This is a genomic window from Nannocystis punicea (assembly GCF_026965555.1).
GTDB classification, from domain to species: domain Bacteria; phylum Myxococcota_A; class Polyangia; order Nannocystales; family Nannocystaceae; genus Nannocystis; species Nannocystis punicea.
The window spans coordinates 9,097,579-9,115,510 of record NZ_CP114040.1 but is presented as its reverse complement, the minus strand read 5'-3'; the positions used below and the strand labels follow the sequence as shown (position 1 = coordinate 9,115,510).

At 71.2% G+C, this 17,932-nt stretch carries 11 protein-coding genes; 5 read left to right on the top strand and 6 right to left on the bottom strand.

Annotated elements, in window-relative coordinates:
• The first annotated feature begins 49 nt into the window (after nt 1–49).
• Complete coding sequence (locus O0S08_RS34815) at nt 50–3,340, top strand: glycosyltransferase family 4 protein (protein ID WP_269033753.1); 3,291 nt, start codon at nt 50–52, stop codon at nt 3,338–3,340.
• 96 nt (nt 3,341–3,436) lie between these two features.
• On the opposite strand, the gene O0S08_RS34810 is transcribed toward O0S08_RS34815, so the two are convergent.
• The 4 genes from O0S08_RS34810 to O0S08_RS34795 form a co-directional block, all read right to left on the bottom strand.
• A complete protein-coding gene (locus O0S08_RS34810) occupies nt 3,437–4,165 on the bottom strand; it encodes a WG repeat-containing protein (RefSeq protein WP_269033752.1) in 729 nt (242 codons plus the stop codon).
• Nucleotides 4,162–6,510 (bottom strand): glycosyltransferase, encoded by a 2,349-nt coding sequence (locus O0S08_RS34805; RefSeq protein ID WP_269033751.1) that lies wholly within the window; start codon nt 6,508–6,510, stop codon nt 4,162–4,164. Before O0S08_RS34805 ends, O0S08_RS34810 begins: the two co-directional genes overlap by 4 nt.
• On the bottom strand, nt 6,507–7,412 hold the full coding sequence (locus O0S08_RS34800; protein WP_269033750.1) for an NAD-dependent epimerase/dehydratase family protein: 906 nt from the start codon (nt 7,410–7,412) through the stop codon (nt 6,507–6,509). Before O0S08_RS34800 ends, O0S08_RS34805 begins: the two co-directional genes overlap by 4 nt.
• A gap of 479 nt (nt 7,413–7,891) precedes the next feature.
• Nucleotides 7,892–10,750, bottom strand: coding sequence for a protein kinase domain-containing protein (locus O0S08_RS34795; RefSeq protein WP_269033749.1), 2,859 nt, complete (start codon nt 10,748–10,750; stop codon nt 7,892–7,894).
• A gap of 250 nt (nt 10,751–11,000) precedes the next feature.
• On the opposite strand from O0S08_RS34795, the gene O0S08_RS34790 reads away from it, so the two are divergent.
• The 4 genes from O0S08_RS34790 to O0S08_RS34775 all read left to right on the top strand — a co-directional run bounded on the left by O0S08_RS34790 (nt 11,001) and on the right by O0S08_RS34775 (nt 14,820).
• Nucleotides 11,001–12,023 carry a PAAR domain-containing protein gene (locus tag O0S08_RS34790; protein ID WP_269033748.1) on the top strand — a complete coding sequence of 341 codons (1,023 nt, stop codon included), beginning with the start codon at nt 11,001–11,003 and terminating at the stop codon, nt 12,021–12,023.
• Nucleotides 12,024–12,038: 15 nt separating this feature from the next.
• Nucleotides 12,039–13,154 carry an immunity protein Tsi6 family protein gene (locus O0S08_RS34785; RefSeq protein ID WP_269033747.1) on the top strand — a complete coding sequence of 372 codons (1,116 nt, stop codon included), beginning with the start codon at nt 12,039–12,041 and terminating at the stop codon, nt 13,152–13,154.
• 164 nt (nt 13,155–13,318) lie between these two features.
• On the top strand, nt 13,319–14,452 hold the full coding sequence (locus tag O0S08_RS34780) for a D-Ala-D-Ala carboxypeptidase family metallohydrolase (RefSeq protein WP_269033746.1): 1,134 nt from the start codon (nt 13,319–13,321) through the stop codon (nt 14,450–14,452).
• Entirely contained in the window at nt 14,452–14,820 is a 369-nt protein-coding gene (locus tag O0S08_RS34775) for a hypothetical protein (protein WP_269033745.1), read from the top strand. Before O0S08_RS34780 ends, O0S08_RS34775 begins: the two co-directional genes overlap by 1 nt.
• 9 nt (nt 14,821–14,829) lie before the next feature.
• Here O0S08_RS34775 and O0S08_RS34770 read toward each other — a convergent pair whose 3' ends face one another.
• Both O0S08_RS34770 and O0S08_RS34765 read right to left on the bottom strand, forming a co-directional pair.
• Nucleotides 14,830–16,641: a hypothetical protein gene (locus tag O0S08_RS34770; RefSeq protein ID WP_269033744.1), complete on the bottom strand. Its 1,812-nt coding sequence runs from the start codon at nt 16,639–16,641 to the stop codon at nt 14,830–14,832.
• Nucleotides 16,642–16,971: 330 nt separating this feature from the next.
• On the bottom strand, nt 16,972–17,778 hold the full coding sequence (locus tag O0S08_RS34765; RefSeq protein WP_269033743.1) for a hypothetical protein: 807 nt from the start codon (nt 17,776–17,778) through the stop codon (nt 16,972–16,974).
• Nucleotides 17,779–17,932: the final 154 nt, after the last annotated feature.

The following is a 17,932-nucleotide window of genomic DNA, read 5'->3' as shown; positions in this document are numbered from 1 at the left end:
GGTGAGCCTCACAGTCGACGTGCGACGCTGCTCCGGAGTCCACGCGAACATGCACTCGTACCGTCCCACGCTTCCGACAGCGACCGAACTCTTCGCGCTCCAGGCGCAGCTCGAGGCGTTTCGGCCCGAATGGGTCCGGCTCCTGCCCGAATTCGTGCGGCTCTTCGACGAGGAGTTCTACGCGCAGGAGCTCGCGCGTCTCGGTCTCGAGGTGCCCGAGGAGCCGCTGATCCTCGACTACCTCCGCAACGGGGGCTCGACGCTCGCGTCACCGCACCCGCTCTTCGACGCTGCGTACTACTGCGAGATCCACCGGGACGTGAGTGACTCGGGGACGAACCCGCTCGCTCACTACCTCGTGTCCGGTTCACGCGAGGGCCGTCGATTTCATCCGCTGTTCGACCTGAGGCGATACCTCGCCTTCGATCCCGTGATCGCTCAGCGCGGGCTCGTCCCGCCGCTCCATTACCTGCAGGGAGGGTGGGCGCGTGGGTTCGTCCCGACGACCGTGTTCGAGCACGCGTCCTACGACCTCGGCGCACGCCGGCGGGTCCGCGAGGATCTCGATCCGTACGTCGACTACCTCGCGCACGATTTCCGGACGGCGCACGACCCGGTTCCTCTCGCATCCGAGGTCGCCGAGCTCGTCACGCGTCACCCACGAATCGAGGAGCGCGTCGACGAGCTGTTGACGGTCTTCGACCGCGACTTCTACGGAACGCAGCTCGAGCGCCGCGGCGAGCGGAGCACGACGCCGGTCCTCCACTACTTCGCGGCCGGCGCGGCGCACGGGCTCGATCCGAATCCGCTCTTCGATACGGATTGGTTCGCGACGAAGCTCGCGGCGACGCTCGATCCCGACGAGAACGTGCTCGCCCAGTTCCTTCGGATGCCGCCGCTCCCGGAGAACTCGTTCCACCCGCTGTTCCACGAGGGCGAGTTCAGGCGCGAGATGGCGCTCGTCGATCCGTCCTGGACGAAGGCGAATCGCGAGACGAACTCTCTCGTCGCATACCTGCGCCTCGCTCCGGCGAGACGTCCGACGCCGAACCGCCTGTTCAAGCGCGGCTTTTACGTGCGGACGAATCCGGACGTCGATCTCGCGGGCAAGGACCCGTTCCTGCATTACCTCACGAGCGGACACGCCGAGGATCGCTGGCCGAACCCTGTGTTCGATCCGGAGTTCTATCGCCGCCAGATCGAGAATCTCGCGCCGGAGCACGAGCTCCTGCTGGGCGACCTCGCGGCTCGACCGCCTCATCGGCGGCCGCGGACCACGCCCTTCCATGACCCTGCGTTCTACGAGCGGAACTATATTCACGAGCCCAAGGACTGTCCGGTCACCCATATCCTCGAACACGGGTGCGCCGGAGGTCGCGCGCCCAATCAGCTGATCAGCCTGCCTTATATCTGGTCCTCGTGGCCCGAGCGCTCGTTCCAGGGCGAGAGCGGGTTCGTCGAGTACTTCGAGGCGCGTCTCGCTGCCCGGCGGTCCGGCCTTCGGAGGCCGCGCATCCTGATCGTCGGCCACGACGGAGGACGGACGGGCGCGCCGGCGATCATGCTCGGCGTCGTGAAGTGGTTGTCGAGGAACCTCGACGTCGAATGCATCTCGGTGCTCGACGTCGGCGGCCCGCTGGTCGAGGAGCTCGAGCAGGTCTCGCACGTGTTCGTGAAGCAGAAGCATCGGAGCCAGCTGTGGAGCGGCCGGGTGTCGCAGGCCGATTTCGACGGAGAGCTCGCCGACCTGCTCGACCTCTTCGCGGACGATCCGCCGGTCTTGGCGATCTGCAACAGCGCGGAGACGTGGCCGTACGTCCGCTACTTCGCGCAGCGCGGCGTCCCGATCGTATCGCTCATCCACGAATTCGCGGAGTTCTACCCGGCGTCGACGATCGCCGCGCTGGTCGAAGACTCCTCGCGCCTGATATGCCCGGCCATGTTCGTCGCCGCTCGGCTCGGCCGCGCCGCTCCGGCGAGCACGACGAAGTCCGTCGTCTATCCGCAGGGCCTGACCCGCGACAATTTCGGGCGGAGTCATTGGGGGACGCGAGCGCGTCTGCTCGGCGCGCACGGCGTCGAAGAGGGCGATATCGTCGTGATGGGATGTGGGACGGCCGACGGGCGCAAGGGCATCGACATCTTCGTCGACATCGCGCGCCAGGTCCTGAGCCGCGTCGCGGGCGACAAGCGCGTGTTCTTCATCTGGCTAGGCGCGACCTTCGACAAGGACTACCTCAAGGGCAATCGAGCCCTCCCGGCCGAGTGGGACACGTCGAAGTACTGGGCGGTCTGGGACTACCGCGCGGCCGGGCTCGAGGAGCGCGTGAAGTTCATCCCACCCGTCGGTGACCCCGAGGCGTACTTCGCGTGCAGCGACATCTTCCTCCTCACCTCGCGCGCCGATCCGTTCCCGCTCGTCGTCCAGGAGGCGATGGCGTGCGCGCTGCCCGTGATCGCGTTCGCCGAATCGGGAGGCGCGCCCGAAGCGCTCGCGGAGGGCGCGGGCATCGTCGTGGCGCCGTTCGATCGCGTCGCCATGGCCGATCGATTGGTGGAGCTCGTCGAGGACGAAGCGCTCCGTGCGGCGATCGGCGCGCGGGCCGAGCGACGCGTCCGCGCCACGTACCGATTCGGAGAGTACTCCGAGCGGATCGTGAGCGTGTGCGAGGACGTGCTCGGGTCGAAGCTACCTCGGCTCGGGCTCGCTGCGTCGCCCGCGACCGCATCCGGACGACGCTGGCCGGTGTACTTCGCCGTCGGGGCGGCAGATCCGGCGGCATCGCTGGGGTTCTGCGAGCGGATCGCGGGCGCGCTCGATCCGGACGTCTTCGATGCGCAGGCGCTCTTCGTCGCCGGTCGGTTCACACCCGCCTCGACGCGAGCGGAGCGGACGACGATTCGGCATCGTTTCCTCCAGCCACGGCGCGACGACGCGGCCGCGCGGCAGGCGAGCCTCGACCTGGCGATCCGACCGAGCGCTCCGTGCGTCCTCGTCGACGTCGACGGCGCGGTGTCCCCGGCGGGCGCGGCGCAGCTTCCTTCGGGGGTCGCGCTGATCGCCATCGCCGAGGACACGCACGTATCCACGATCGCCCGCGTGGCCGCGCTCGCTCCCTACTGTAACGCGATCGTGGCCTCGTCGCCGGGCGTCCGCGATGCCCTCGAGCAGGCGAGCGGAGACTGCCGCGACAAGGTCTTCGTGATCGATGCGCTCGACTGCGGTTCCGAGCGACGGCGGCGAGACATCGCCGCTTGCGTCGAATCCGTGAAGGCTTCCGTCGAGACCAAGAGCTACGTACGACCCACCCCGAAGGGCGCCAGCGGACTCGTTCGGTAGCTCTTCCCGACAGCGTGGACACGGGCTGTCGCGCCCTCATCGAGAAGGTTGGAGAGGCTGCGTATTCTTCGAATGGTCACCGTGGCGAGGAGCCCTTCACTCCGAGGGATCGCGGAGCCCGACGAGGCGCCGGCCCGTCTCATCGATGATCTCGAGGCTGCCGTCATGACACTCGACGCGGGCCTGGCCATTGTAGAACGGCTCGACCGCGGCGAAGCGGCGGGGGTAGATCGGGCGACCGTGGCGGTCGACGTGCATCCAGCCGCGCCCGTCGCGGGCGCGCGCGAAGCCCTTGTGGAAGACGTCGAGGTCGAGCAGCCAGCGGTCGTGGAGCGGCCGGCCGTGCTCGTCGATGTGGCTCGACAGGCCGTCGTCGCGCTGGACGACGGCGAAGCCGTCGCGGTAGTCGCCGGCGTAGCGCCAGCGAGCGGAGTAGGCCGCGTGACCCTCATGGTCGATGTGGTGATAGCGGCCGGACGGGCCGCGGACGGTGCAGCGGGTGCCCTGGAAGTTGCCGCACCAGTCGTGTCGGGCCGGCGCGAGGTCGCGGCCGTCGGGGTGAATGTGATGCCAACCGTCGGGGCCGGTGACGGCGGACAACCCCTCGTAGAAGCCGAATGTGGCGAGGAACCGGCGTGCGTAGGCGGGGCGACCGTGGACGTCGACGTGCCACGCCTCGTGGCCGCGGCGCACGGGAGCGAGGCCCGGGGCGTGGAACTTGAGGACGGTATCGAAGCGGTCGGCGTAGAGCGGACGGCCGTCGAGCAGGTGATGCGTGGCGTCGTCGCTGACACGGGTGTGGACCCATTCGATGGCGCCGGTCATGACGCCTCCACGGGCCTGCGCATGTTGCAGCCGAGGCACAGCATGCGATTGCGGTAGGTCCTGACGAGCTGTCGGTAGGGCTCGCCGTTCCAGATGTCCATGATGCCGCGCTCGTGGAGGTCGCCGAACTCGCCGAGGGTCCGGCGCTGCGCGTCGGGGGCGCAGCAGGGGTCGAAGCGGCCCTCGGCGCTGACCCAGGCCTCCTGGCCCAGAAACGGGCAGGGGCCGCCGGGGGCGATGTCCGCCTGCGCGTCGGGGTCGAGCGGGAAGATGTTCTCGAGCACGATCCGCTCGCCGTTGGGGAGCGGGTTGTCGCGGGCGACCGCGCGGGCGTCCGTCACTGCGTCATTCCAGCGAGCGATCGCAGCGGCGTCGCGGCGCATCGACAACCCCGCGATCGCGTCGAAGTGGGCCCAGAGGTGATGGCCCTTGACTCGGTCGACGCCGAGCCCGATCGCCAGGCGGACGATGTCGGCGAGCTCGCGGACGTTGGCCTCGAGGAAGGTGAGCTGGAAGGTGACGCGGCAGCGGCCGTCACCGGCGGCGGCGTGAGCGTCGCGGACGGCGATGAATTCGCGGACGTTGTGGAGGACCTGCTCCCAGCGGGCGCCGAGCATGATCTGCTCGTGAGTACCGGCGGTCGCGCCGTTCCAGGAGATCTTGACGTCGGAGGTGACGGGGACGAGCCGCTCGGCCCAGGCGCGCGCGCCGAGGCGCGGGAAGGTGCCGTTGGTGGTCAAGTTGAGCTTGACCGCGTGGTCGCGGCAGAGCGCCAGGATCTCCTCGAAGTGGTCGTAGAGGAGCGGCTCACCCATGGTCGAGGGGATCATCTCACGCATGCCGTTGCGCGCGGCCTCGACGAAGACGCGGCGCAGCAGCTCGAACGGCATCAGCCGGCGCGGCTTGCCCGACTCCTTGCGCTGGATCTGCAGCAGGCTGTGCGGCGAGTGCTCCTCGCACATGATGCAGCGCAGGTTGCAGGTGTCGGGGTTGGTGTCGAAGGTGACGCGCCAGGGGCCCTGGCGTGCGCCGACGCGGGCGGAGTCGCGGCGGCGGAGGACGTCGGTGTAGAGCGCCTCGATCGCGGCGACGTGGTCGCGGATGTCGGGGATGTCGCCGGTCTCGCTGCCGAGGTAGCCGCGTGCGCCGAGGCGGCGGGCGAGCGCGGGGGCGTCGGCCAGGCGCTGCATCTGCTGCGCGAGGGCGGCGGGATCACGGTGGGCGAACAGCAGCCCGTTGACCTCGTGGTGCACGTATTCGGCCATACCGCCGACGTCGGCGGTGATCACGGGGAGCCTTACCTGCTGGGCCTCATGGATCACGAGCGGCGAGTTCTCGACCCATATCGAAGGCACGACGATCGCGTCGATGTGATCGAAGACGTCGCGGACGATGTCCTGGTTGCGGTATTCGGGGCGCCACTCGACGCGGGCCTCGGCGTCGCCGGGGAGCCGTCGGGCCAGGTCCTGCAGCGCATCCGTGTCCTGACCGCGCGGGCGGCCCCAGATCCGCAGGCGGGCGTCGCCGCGGACGCGGCCGAAGGCGTCGAGCAGGTGATGGATGCCCTTGGCCGGGATGTGCGTGCCGATGTAGCCGAAGGTGAACGGCTCGCCGGGGCGGCGCGACCGGCCGGCGAGGCGGGAGCGGTCGAAGCCATAATCGAGGTAGACGAGCTTGCGTTCGGGGAGGCCGAACTCATCGCGGTAACGCCGGTGGAGATAGCGGGCGGGGGCGATGAAGAGATCGACGTGCTCGGCGACCTCGCGGACGTGCTTCATGCGGCGGGCGACCCAGTCTGTCCAGTAGGCCAGGTCGCGCTCGTGCTCGTCCGGAGCGCCGGAGAAGTAGCGGGCGTAGCACCGCTGGGCGCACTTGCGATCGTCCTGGCCGTCACAGGCGGCCCACAGATCTCGCGGGTCTTCGGGGTGCATCTGCATGAACTGTCCCCGAGGACACATGAGCCAGTAATCATGCAAGGTGTAGACGATCGGGAGCTCGCGGCGTGCGGCCTCGAGGACGAGCGAGGTGGAGAGGTGATTGAGGTGGCCGACGTGGACGAGGTCGGGGCGGAGTCGATCGAGCAGCTCGGCGAAGCGGCGGTCGATGCCGGCCTGGCGGTAGCGATCGCGGCTGCGGGGGTTGTTGACGACGTGCAGCGAGACCCGCGGGTCGTCGCGGTCGTGCTCGCGGCAGACAGCGTCGTCGGGGGCGAAGCTGTCCTCCTCGCGGGTAAAGACGTGGACCTCGTGGCGCCCGGCGAGGCCGTGGCACAGGGTCTGGGTGTAGACCTCGGAGCCGGCGTTGTAGCGCATCGGGTAGCCGTGGATGACCTGGACGATCTTCATGGTGAAGCACCCTCCTCCGCACGAACGGCGGCGATGAAGCGAGCCAGGCCCTCGCGCAGGGGGACTCGTGGCGACCAGCCGAGGAGCCGGTGGGCGCGGGCAGGGTCGCCGAAGAAGCGGGCGACGTCGAAGTCACGCGGCGGGGCGCCGACGATCGGGGCGCGGGTGCCTGCGAGCTCGACCGCGAGGGCCGCGAGCTCGCCGAGCGTGGTCGGCTGGCCGGTGAGGAAGTGGATCGGCGGCGGCGGTGATTCTCCGCGCGCGAGCATTGCGGCGAGCACGGCGATCCCGCAGGCGGTATCGTCGACGTGGGTGAAGTCGAAAGTGTGCCCCGGCCCGTCGACGCGCAGCGGGGCCCCGCGGACCGCGGCGCGCACGAAGGCCGGTATGACGCGATCGTGGTGATCGGCGAGGCTGCCGTAGACGTTGGACAGGCGGACGATCGCGACGCCCAGACCGAGGCCGCGCGCCTCGGCGACGAGCCGCTCCCCGGCGACCTTGGTGTCGCCGTAGACGTTGATCGGCGCGAGCGCGGCGTCTTCCGTGACGGGCAGGCGCCGAGGTTGGCCGTAGACCTCGCGGCTGCTGGCGAAGATCACCCACGGCCGGATAGGGGATGCGTGGGCGGCCTCGAGGATGAGGCGCGTGCCGCGGATATTGGTCGCGCGACACGCCGCCGGGTCACGCTCGCCCCAGACCACGCGTGAGACGGCGGCGAGGTGAATAATGCCAGTACATTTCAGGACGGCGCGACGGACCGTTTCAGCGTCCCGGATGTCGCCGGGGCCGCCCGGGTCGCGCAGATCGAGGGTACGCACGTCGAGGTTCAGGGGCCGTAGATGGGCCGTGAGCGCGGTGCCTATCAGGCCCGCGGAGCCGGTGAGCAAGATCGTTTGGTTCATCGGGGGGCCTTTCTGGGCGAGGGCTGGCTCCGGAGCCATCCGGCTGGATGTAGTGCGGCGAGCGGTGAGAAACGATCACCCCTCCGCGCGTCATGCCTCCCTGGGTAATGAGCGGTCGCCGGGACAATGCAACCGTCAGGCCGGGCGAAGGCGTCGGTGGGCGCATGGCGGTCTCCGCGTGGCCCTCCGCGCTTTTGTGGGTCGCTCTTCACAAGATGCTACAGAGCAGGCGACGACCCTGCAAGGCGATCGAAGGACTGCTGGGGTCATTGCGGCGCGGGGAAGCGTCGCCTCAGCCCCGCAGGGGTGCGTTCGCGGGCTCCTCCTCGTTGTCCGGGTACCGGCCCGAACGATGGTTCGGTGCAGAGAGCGCTGTTACGGCGAGGGTGAAGATCGCGGAGATCGATGTTCGGATCGCGGGCGGCCGTCGCACGTGGCGAGGCCGATCCCCCGCTGCTTCCCGCCGCCGCGTGCCGCGGCTAGCAGGCGACGGCCGCCAGCACGCCGATCAAGATGACGAGCGCGAGGCCGACGTTGACGAGGAGCAGCTTCTTCCGCAGCGGCCACCCGGCGATGTCGGTGAGCAGCGACCTGACCCGGGGGACAGGCGAGGGGCGTCGCACGACGGTTTCCCCGCTGGTGGGCAGCATCATCGTCGACTCGGGAGCGACGGGCGCGGGCGCCGGCTCGACGAGCTCGGACGGATCCGGCGGCCTTCGCCAGATCCGGGTGGCGTCCGGATCGCTCACCGGGGGCAGGGGCGCGCGCAGATCGTCGGCGCGGAGCACCTGCGTCGCGTCGGCGAAGGGCGGCAGCGGCAATTGATCGGTCGGCGGATCGACGTGGCGGCCGCGGGCGTCGGCGAAGGGCGGCAGCGGCAATTGATCGGTCGGCGGATCGACGTGGCGGCCCCTGGCGGCGGCGAAGGGCGGCAGCGGCAATTGATCGGTCGGCGGATCGACGTGACGGCCGCGGACGTCGGCGAAGGGCGGTACCGGCAATTGATCGGTCGGCGGATCGACGTGGCGGCTCCGGGCGTCGGCGAAGGGCGGTAGCGGCAATTGATCGGTCGGCGGATCGACGTGGCCGCGCGGCGCGCTGGCGAAGGCTGGTACGGGCAATTCCTCGGTGGGCTGATTGGTGGGGGCGCGGGCGACGACCGTCGAATCGCCGAGGCCCGATGAATGGGAGGAGGCGGCGTCGTCGCGTCGCCCGGCCGCGCCGGAGGCCGCCGCGCCGCGCGAGCTCTCGCCGGGCAGGCCTCGCACCGAGCGTCGCGGGGTCACCTCGGTCTTGTCGGCCGCGGGCACCGGCGGGTGCGAGCCGGTGCTGCGGGCCACGATCGCGCTGTGCGAGAGCACCTCGGTGCGGTCCGCGGGCAAGGGCGGCGGAGACCCGGACTGCGAGAGGGTCGGATAGGAGCGGGAGGGCGCGGCGCCGGGCGGTCGCGGACGCGAGAGCGAGGACGAGGAAGCGGCGGCCTGGGCTTGCGCGGACGAGAGAGTCGGATGGGAGCGGGAGGGCGACGCCGATCCGGGGACGCGGGTGCGGCTGAGGGAGGACGACGAGGACGAGGCTGCGGGCTCGAGCTGGGCGGACGAGAGAGTCGGGTGCGAGCGGGAGGGCGACGCCGATCCGGGGACGCGGGCGCGGTTGAGGGAGGACGACGAGGACGAGGCTGCGGGCTCGAGCTGGGAGGACGGGAGAGTCGGGTGCGAGCGCGAGGGCGACGCCGATCCGGGGACGCGGGCGCGGTTGAGGGAGGACGACGAGGACGAGGCTGCGGGCTCGAGCTGGGAGGACGGGAGAGTCGGGTGCGAGCGCGAGGGCGACGCCGATCCGGGGACGCGGGCGCGATTCGGCGAGGACGTCGACGCCGAGGCTGCGGGCTCGAGCTTTGAGGACGAGAGAGTCGGGTGCGAGCGGGAGGGCGACGCCGATCCGGGGACGCGGGCGCGATTCGGCGAGGACGTCGAGGACGACGCCGAGGGGTCGACGGGAGCGATCGTCGGATGAGAACGGGACGGCGAAGTCGACCCGCGCGGGCGCGACCCGGACGTCGAGGACGAGGCGGAGGGCGATGGATCGCTGGCGAGGGTCGGATAGGAGCGCGAAGGAGACGCCGAGCCGGGGAGGCGCGAGCCCGCGAGCTCGCCGAGGGCGAGCGACGAGCCCGACTGCGGCGTCGGCGAGCGCGGCGGTGGGCCGGATGTCCCTTCGGACAGGTCGCCTCTGCCCGGCGACCCGCCGGCCCCTCGCGGGGGCGACGGGGGCGGCGCGTGGGATGTCCCTGCGGACAGGTCGCCTTTGCCCGGCGATCCGTCGGATCCTCGCCGGGACGACGCATGGGATGTCCCTGCGGACAGGTCGTCGGCGACCGGGAGGAGCGGCAGCTCGTCGGCCGGCGAAGTGGATGTCCCTGCGGACAGGTTGGTGCCGCCCAGGACCCGGGGCGGCTCGTGGGCCGGCGGTCGCTCGGACGCGGCCTTGGCCTCGGCGGCGGCCTTGGCCGCGGCGGCCCTGGCCTCTGCGGCCTTGGCCTCCGCAGCCTTGGCCTCTGCGGCCCTCGCCTCGGCCTCGGCCTCTGCGGCGGCCTTCTCCGCGGCCGTCTTCGCCGCGGCGGCCTTCTCGTCCGCGTCGAGCAGCGCGCGCATGGCGGCCCGCAGCGCGGCCGGATCGGGGTGGCGTCGCTCCGGATCGGTGGCGGTGGCGCGAGCCAGCAGCGCCTCCACCTCGCGGTTCGCATCGGCCGGGGGGCTCCGCTGCGGCAGCGGACCGGCGGGCGCGCGCTGGCCTGCCAGCAATTCGTGGAGCATCACGCCGATTGCATAGACGTCGCTGCGAGGGCCGGCGGGCAGCTTCTCGGGCGCGCGGTAGGGTGAATCGTCGGCGTGGCCGGGCGCCAGCTCGGCGATCCCGAAGTCGAGCACCTTCACGTCCCCGCGCGCCGTGAGCACGCAGCGCGCCGGCGTCAGCGCCCGGTGGGCCGCGCCGGTGGCCGCGTGGGCCCGCTCCACGATCTCCGCCACCCGCTCGCACAGCGTCAGCGCGCGTTGCCACGGCATCGGTCCCTCCTCGACGCGGCGATCGAGACCGCGCGCCATCTGCAGGTCGGCCACGCAGCAGGGCGGCGTCGGTGCCGTGCGGGTGACGCCGCGGGGCAGCACCAGGCCCGGGATCTTGGCCGCGGTCGCCGCGGTGATCAGGCGGGAAAACCGGTCCCAAACGTCCGCCTTGGCGTGCGCCGGATCGAACAGGGTGAGCTCCACCTCGCGTCCGACCTGGTGATCGACGGCCGCGAACACCTGCGCCGGGCCGTCGGCGCGCAGCGGAGTCATGAGTTCATAGCGATCGCGGACACGGTCGCCCACGCGCGGCGAGAAGGGAGCGGGCACGGAGGACCCCGCATCATGCCCGCGACGGACGGCCTCTGTCCATTGTTCCGGCGAAATCGCGCCGCGCGATATCGACATTCACACATCTGCCGACCCGTGGATCGCATGATGGCAATGGCAGCCGATCCGCCACGCCGGCCCTGCGCGCCGCGCGTCGGCGGTTTTTGTTACGCTGCCGGACGCTCCAGCACGCATGCCCGACGCCGCTCGCATCAGCGACTTTCACGTCTGTCCGAAGGTCGAGCCCGGTCCGGTACCGCACGTCGGCGGCCCGATCTTCAGCGGCAGCGCCAACGTCCTCGTCGGCTTCTTGCCGGCCGCGCGCAAGGGCGACAGCGTCGTGTGCTTCCCGGTGGGCCCGAGCGATCGCATCAAGCAGGGCTCGGCGACGGTCCTGATCAATCACCGTCAGGCGGCGCGCCGCACCGATCCTGCGGTCCACGTCGGCGGCGACCGGATCGTCGGCGGCTGCCCCTCGGTGGTGATCGGCGACTCGACGCAGAGCTTCGTCTTCCGCACTGCCGCGAGGATCGGCACGCCCTTTTGTGAGGAGTGCGAGCGCAAGCGGCAGGAGTTCGACAGCCACGACGACTCGGCCGAGCCCGACGAGCCCGACGTCGAGACCGCCACCCTCGACGACGAAGCGCCGCCGCCGGGCGGGCGCTCGGGGCGCGACGCCTTCGCCGACCTCGACCTCTCCAAGCACGAGCTCGCCGGCCAGCTCGACGAGGACGACGGCCTGTCGGAGGCGCGCCAGCAGGCCCGCTACGCCGTCGCCTATCAGTTCTACGCCGCCCACGCGACCGGCCCCATCAAGCCGAGCGACATCCTCTCCCACATCAAGGGCATCGACCTCGAGCAGCCCGTCGTCGTGCGCTCGTTCGCCGGTCAGACCATGCACCAGCGGTCGATCCCCGGCGCCGGCGTCGGCCAGTACTTCACGCTCGATCCGAGGATCACCCCCGAGCAGGTCGGCTGCTCGCCGATCAGCTACGGCCTGGTCGACGGCAAGCCGGGCCCGCCGCCGCTGGTCCGCGAGCCGCGCGAGGTCGAGTTCGGCGACCCCGCGCTGGGCCTGCAGAGCACCGCGGCGCCGATCGTCGACGACTGGTCGCTCAAGGATCCGCGCAAGGACACGCTGCTGGCGGTGTACTGCCCCGGCGGAGCGACGCAGGTGATGATCCCGAGGAAGTTCCACCCGTCGGCGGAGGGCTGAGGCGTGCCCGGGCTGATGCGCATCACGTCGCGCGACGCCTTCGCCGAGGTGCTCGCCGAGGCCCGCGCGCGCACCCGGGCCTACGATCCGTCGCGCTGGCCGGTGCTGCGGCAGATCGAGGGCCAGCTCGAATTCATGGCCCGCGAGACCGCCCGCGGCCGCGTGCCGCACCCCGACGATCGCGGGCGCACCAACCTCGGCCCGCTCGCGGTCCGCGACTTCGCCGAGCTCGACCCCGAATACGCCGACTGGCTGGCGGAGCTCGACTACACATTCGCCCGCTATCACCTGCTCGCGTCGGGCCCGCCGCGGCGCCGTCGCGGCGTCTTGCAAGTGTGGTCGGGGCGCGAGAGCTTCCGCAAGATCGTGCTCGAGCCGGGGGTCGCGCGCACTGTCGGCACCGCGAACGCCGAGGTCGTGGTCCACGGCGATCGGGCCGGCAGCCCGCAATTCCAGATCGTGTGGGACGGGGTCTGCGCGCACGTGCAGGCCATCGACCCGCACCGGATCAGCGTCGGCGGCGAGCCGTGCTGGACCGGCGAGATGGCCAACCGCGGGTGGATGCAGGCCGGTCGCACGACCTACCGCTTCCTGGTCGAGGATTACACCCCGCCGCCGGCGCCCGTGGACCCCGGCGAGGCCGCGCTCGCCGCCCTCGCGCAGCTCCGCGGCCTGCGCGACGCCGGCACGCTGTACGCGATCGTCGACGCCGCCCGCGCCGATCGCCCGCTCGAGCTGATCGAGGAGAGCGTCGATCCCTACGCCTCGCTCTACGACGGCGAGCAGGGGCGCGCCTTCGACGACGTCGCGCCGTACCTGGTCCACCTCGAGCGAGGCTCCGGTCTGCTCGAGCGGATCGTCGGCGAGGGCTGGGGCGAGGCGTGGGGCATCTTCGTCGTCAGCGGCGCCGAGTTCGAGGTCGTGCGTCGCCAGCTGCGGCGCTTCCTGATGGTCGACCTCGCGGGCGAAGCGCACCGCGTGTTCTTTCGCTACTACGACCCGCGGGTGCTGCGGACGGTCGCGCCGGTGCTCACCGCCGACCAGCGAGCCGACCTGCTGCGCCACCTCGACGCGATGCTCTACGAGTCGGGGCACGAGCTGGCCGCGCTCACCGATGCATCGGTCGGATGACGAGTCGAGGCTCGCGCGGACGCCGTCGCGTCTGCGTCGGGCGACCCGCGGCCCCGGATTGATCTTCCGCGGCGAGGGCTGTTAATGTCGCGTGCGGGACGGGTGGCAGGGCGATGGGCGGACCTCAGGATACAGGGCTGACGGCGCCGAGGTTCACGCGGGACATGCTGTCCCCGACGACCTCGGGGCCGCTCGGCAGCTTCACCGGCAAGGCCGTCTCGCCGGAGCCGATCCAGGGCGACACGACCCGCTTCTCGAAGAAGATGGAGAACGCCGGCGCCGCCGCCGATCAGCAGCTCGGCGACAAGCCGGCCGGCGGCGACTGTGCGACCTGTCCGCCGCAGATCCGCCTCGAGCATCGCAGCCAGTACACCGCGAAGACCCGCTATTCGGAGCAGGAGTGGGTCCTCGCCAGGAAGTTCATCTTCCTCGTCGGCAAGGACGCGAGCAAGAAGTTCCGCACGCTGAGCGTCCGCGTGGCCGAGCCGGCCGGCGCGTCGGCGACGTGGGAGGTCACGCCGATCGGCGATCACAGCGGCACGATCCAGAAGCGCACGGGCACCGGCAACCGCTTCGATTACACGCCGGAGGTCACCAATGCGCAGCGGCCGATCTCTGCCTCGCGCAAGCCCAACCCGCCGGTCCAGTACCGCATCAAGGCCACGATCACCCACGAGGGCAAGTCGCACGAGATCGTCGAGATGGTGACGCAGGACGAGCGCGACATCATCCGCCAGGAGTACGTCGACCAGCGCATGTGGCGAGACGGCTTCACGCTGCACGTCCCGTACCGCACCCGGATCAAGGAGACCAACCGCGCCGACCTGCGCGGTAACTACCAGCTCATCCTCGACTCGGCGATGACCGAGCTCCTGACCGCGACCGAGGCCGCGTACGGCGAGAAGGTCTACGTCTCGAGCGGGTGGCGCAACCCGCGGCGCAACCGCGCCGCCGGCAGCACGGTCCCCAACAGCAACCACCAGCACGGCGGCGCGCTCGACATGCAGCCGGTCGGTGCGAAGCAGATGACGGGCGCGACCCGGCGGGCGGCGTACCTCCGGCTGTACAACGCGGCGCGGACGGTCAGGTCGCGCGTGGTCCTGCTCGAGAAGGGCGCCAACGCGGTCTACCCGACCAGCGCGGCGGTGCCGTCGCCGACGCCGAAGATGCCGGACGACAACGAGGACGGCATCCCGGACGCGGCGACCTCGGGGGGCTCGCGGGTCGAGTCGATCTTCGACATCGCCAGCCATGTGCACATCGACCGCGCGGCCCCCGACGAGGCGGACGACGACTGATGCTGAAGCTCGACCCCGACCAGCGCCGCGAGATCACTGCCGCCACCCGGAACGAGTCGGAGCGGCGGATCTTCGCCCTCCTGCGCCAGCACTACGGACCCACCCAGGTGTGGCCGGGCGACGCGGAGGCGCTCGAGGTCGTGCGCGCCGCGACGGTCAAGGCCGCCGGCTACGAGATGAGCGCGGAGCGCGACGTGTTCAAAATAGCGGCGCTCATGCTGAGCTTCAGCGACGATTTCGACACGCGTGAAGCGTGGGCCCGCGAGATCGTGGCCGCGCGCGACGGCAACGCGCCGATCGCCGATCTGCTGTATCAGGCCGGCATCGCCGAGGTCCGGCGATACGAGGACGCCGCGCGGAAATCCTAGCAGCGCGGCTCAGCGCCGGCGTTCGAACATCGTCGTCGGCGGCTCGATCGCCTGCGGGGCCAGGTAGCCGTCGACGACTGCGAAGGTCATCGTCGCCGCTTTGCCCTGGTCGTCCGTGTGCTCGACCTCGAGCCGCTCTCCGGCGTCGTCGGCGACGAAGCGACAGCGGGCCTCGCGGAGCTGCCCGGCCGCGGTCACGGTCTTGCACACCTCTCCACGCATCAGCAGCGCGTCGCGGCCGGGGGACAGGCGGACGTCGAAGCGCCGTCGATCGACCAGCCGCGTCATGCGTGAATCGACGAGGTAGAAGCGATCGGCGTCGAGGAAGGCGACGTCGAGCCACAGCTCGCGCAGCGGACGACGTGCGATCAGCGAGCCCTCCGGGGTCAGCGACAGCTCGTAGCTCCCCTCGCGCGAGCCCCCGTCGATTTGCAGCCGCCGTCCCCCGGACGAGATCGTCCAATCTTCGGGCGGCTGCCGGTCGCCCGAATCACGCATCGACCACTTGCCCGTCAGCGCCGCGGCTCGCCGTTGCATCTCCGCCGGGGACAGCGGCGCCGGCTCGGGTGCCGGCTCGCGCACCACGTCCGACCACGAGGGGGAGAGCCCCGGCCCGGACGGGCACGCGCGCGCGGCGTCGAGGACCGCCGGCGTCGTGGCCATGCAGAGGCGCTGCCGCAGCGGCTCCGCCGAGCACGACGAGATCATGTCGAGGCTGGCGCTCAGGTAGTGCAGCCTGGCCACGAGATCGGTCGGCGCTCCGGCGAACGCGAGCGCGGGGACGGTCTCCTCCCAGGCCCTGTCGGCGACGCGCTGGCACTGCCCCTCGGCGGTGAACGGGTCGGACCGGCGGTCGCGATGCACCGCCTTGCGCAGGGCGAAGTCGTCGGCTTGCTGCTCGGCGACCACGAGCTCGCCCATGATCACGCCCTTGAAGGCGAAGCGATCCGAGATGCCCTTGCAGACCACTCGCGGTGGCACGAAATCGCGGCGTTCGTCACACGTCGCGGGCTCCGGTCGCCAGCGGTGATCGGAGTTCGACTTCCAGCGCACCGTGGCCCCGTCGCCGTCGCGGACGAACACGCTGCTGCCGTCGCACAGCAGCATCGTGCCGTCGCTGCGCCGCCAGCCGCCGTCGATCTGGTACACCTCGCCGCCGCGCGTCACTGCGCTCATATACGACCAACTGGACGGCTCGCCGCGCTTGCTTCGCAGCAGCAGGACGCACGGCGCGAGCAGCTCGAATGGTTGCCGTTGTCCGTCGAGATGGACCCGCTCGTCGCCGTCCACGAGGCCTCCGTCGATCAGGTGACCCGCGAGCGTCGCGGCGATCTGCGCCAGATCTTCGCCGAGCGCCAGCGGCGAGGGGCGCGTCGCGGGCGCTCGCAGCTCGGCGACGGGCGCCTCCGCGGCCACGTCCGCCCAGGTCGGCGTCATCGTCTGCGCGCGAAAGCAGAAGTCGACCCCGGGCCGGGCCGCGAACTGGGCGCACATCAGAAAGCCGATCGGTCGCCAGGTGTGCTCCGGCTCGCCGTAGAGCGCCCGGACTCGCTGCAGCGCGGTGCCGACTCCCACGCCCTCCGCGGTGGTCGGGACCGAACCGACGATTCGCAGCGAGGTGACGCGCATCTCGACCGGATCGACGTCGGCCACGACCTGCGGCTGGCCGTCCTGCTCGAGCGTCCAGGCCTCTCCGAAGCGGACGGTGATCGGGCTGGGCTCGCCGTCCTGGACGAACGATGCGCTGCCCTGCGGGTGATTGCCGTGTAGGCCCAATGCGGCGAGCTCCTGGTCGCGCATGCCGATGCGGAGCGGTCCCACGCCGTGCTGGTCGATCTCGTGCGGCCCGCGAGGGCGCGCCGCGGGCGGGGGCGCGGACGGCCGCGAGACCGCCGGCGGTGACGCGGGCGGCGCGGATTCCTGCGAGATCACCGGCGGCGGCGTGGAGGTCGACGGCGAGTGCTCCTCGTGTGGAGCCGGGCCATCGCAGGCGACGGGCATGAGGAGCGCGGAGAGAACGACGCGACGCATCGGGGCGCCCGAGCTTCGCCGATTTTTCGCCGAAGGCCGAGCAGGTCGCCCCGGGGCAGCCCGAGTCATGCGAGCCACGGCAGGTCGTCACCCGAGCCGGCGACGCCCCGAGCGACGTCGCTACGAGCGTCGTGACCGTGTTCGAGACGCGCGGCGCCTCGGCGCCGAACTCCGCAGCGCGCACAGGATCCACGCCTGCACCAGGGCGGCCCCGCAGAGGGTCGCCCAGGCGGCCGCGCCCAGCCAGCGCGTGATCTGGCCGAGGGCGGCCAGCTCCAGGTGCGACTGCAGGACAGTGAGGACTTCGGCGCCGAGCGAGAGGGCGGCCGAGAGGCACAGCAGCAGGTAGGTCCGGACGATCGCGCCGTCGAGCACCGGGGCCGCGATCGTCAGCAGGCGCACCGTGGCGGTGAACACGACCGCATCGGCGAGCATGATGAAGGCGTCCGACATGGCCATCCACGCCAGATCGACCGAGGGCACGGTGGCGATCAGCTTCTCGTGGATCCCCAGCCAGCCGACCCAGGCCGCGAGCGCGAGCGCCGGCAGGCCGAGGATCCACGTCAGGGCGCGTCCGCGGCACGTCTCGAGCCCCGCCAGGCCCGCGTCGAGAGCCCGGGCAAACACGAGCAGGGCCGCGGGCCAGCAGAGATTGGCGGCGACGATCAACGCGCGACCCCCCGCGACCCTCCAGCCCTCCGGGGCGAGCGCGACCCACAGCTGCGCGAGTCCGAGGAACCAATGGGTCCAGGCGACCAGCCACCATCCGCGGCGAGGCCGATCGTCCGCGGCGAACTGCAGGGCCGCCCAGGCCCCGGCCATTCCACCGAGCAGATCGAAGAGCACGCGCAGGTGCCCGGCATAGGCTCGCACCGCCGTGAGCATTGCGAGCAACAGGACGGCTTCGATCACGCGTGGCGGCTTCATGGCGGGTCAGCGATCTCGGACACACGAGCAGCCGCCGCGGGCGAGCGTCGCGGCGCGTGGTCCCGGATGCTACGAATCTACCAGGCCCCGCTCGTAGAACATGTTGCGTTCGACGAGGCAGTGATTGGGTGATGATTGCCATGAAGACGCGCGG

Excerpts from the sequence above, each read along its gene's own strand:
- O0S08_RS34810 (WP_269033752.1), bottom strand. The coding sequence starts at position 4,165 with ATGACCGGCGCCATCGAATGGGTCCACACCCGTGTCAGCGACGACGCC.
- O0S08_RS34775 (WP_269033745.1), top strand. The coding sequence starts at position 14,452 with ATGCTGAAGCTCGACCCCGACCAGCGCCGCGAGATCACTGCCGCCACC.
- O0S08_RS34795 (WP_269033749.1), bottom strand. The coding sequence starts at position 10,750 with ATGACTCCGCTGCGCGCCGACGGCCCGGCGCAGGTGTTCGCGGCCGTC.
- O0S08_RS34785 (WP_269033747.1), top strand. The coding sequence starts at position 12,039 with ATGCGCATCACGTCGCGCGACGCCTTCGCCGAGGTGCTCGCCGAGGCC.
- O0S08_RS34800 (WP_269033750.1), bottom strand. The coding sequence starts at position 7,412 with ATGAACCAAACGATCTTGCTCACCGGCTCCGCGGGCCTGATAGGCACC.
- O0S08_RS34805 (WP_269033751.1), bottom strand. The coding sequence starts at position 6,510 with ATGAAGATCGTCCAGGTCATCCACGGCTACCCGATGCGCTACAACGCC.
- O0S08_RS34815 (WP_269033753.1), top strand. The coding sequence starts at position 50 with ATGCACTCGTACCGTCCCACGCTTCCGACAGCGACCGAACTCTTCGCG.
- O0S08_RS34790 (WP_269033748.1), top strand. The coding sequence starts at position 11,001 with ATGCCCGACGCCGCTCGCATCAGCGACTTTCACGTCTGTCCGAAGGTC.
- O0S08_RS34780 (WP_269033746.1), top strand. The coding sequence starts at position 13,319 with ATGCTGTCCCCGACGACCTCGGGGCCGCTCGGCAGCTTCACCGGCAAG.
- O0S08_RS34765 (WP_269033743.1), bottom strand. The coding sequence starts at position 17,778 with ATGAAGCCGCCACGCGTGATCGAAGCCGTCCTGTTGCTCGCAATGCTC.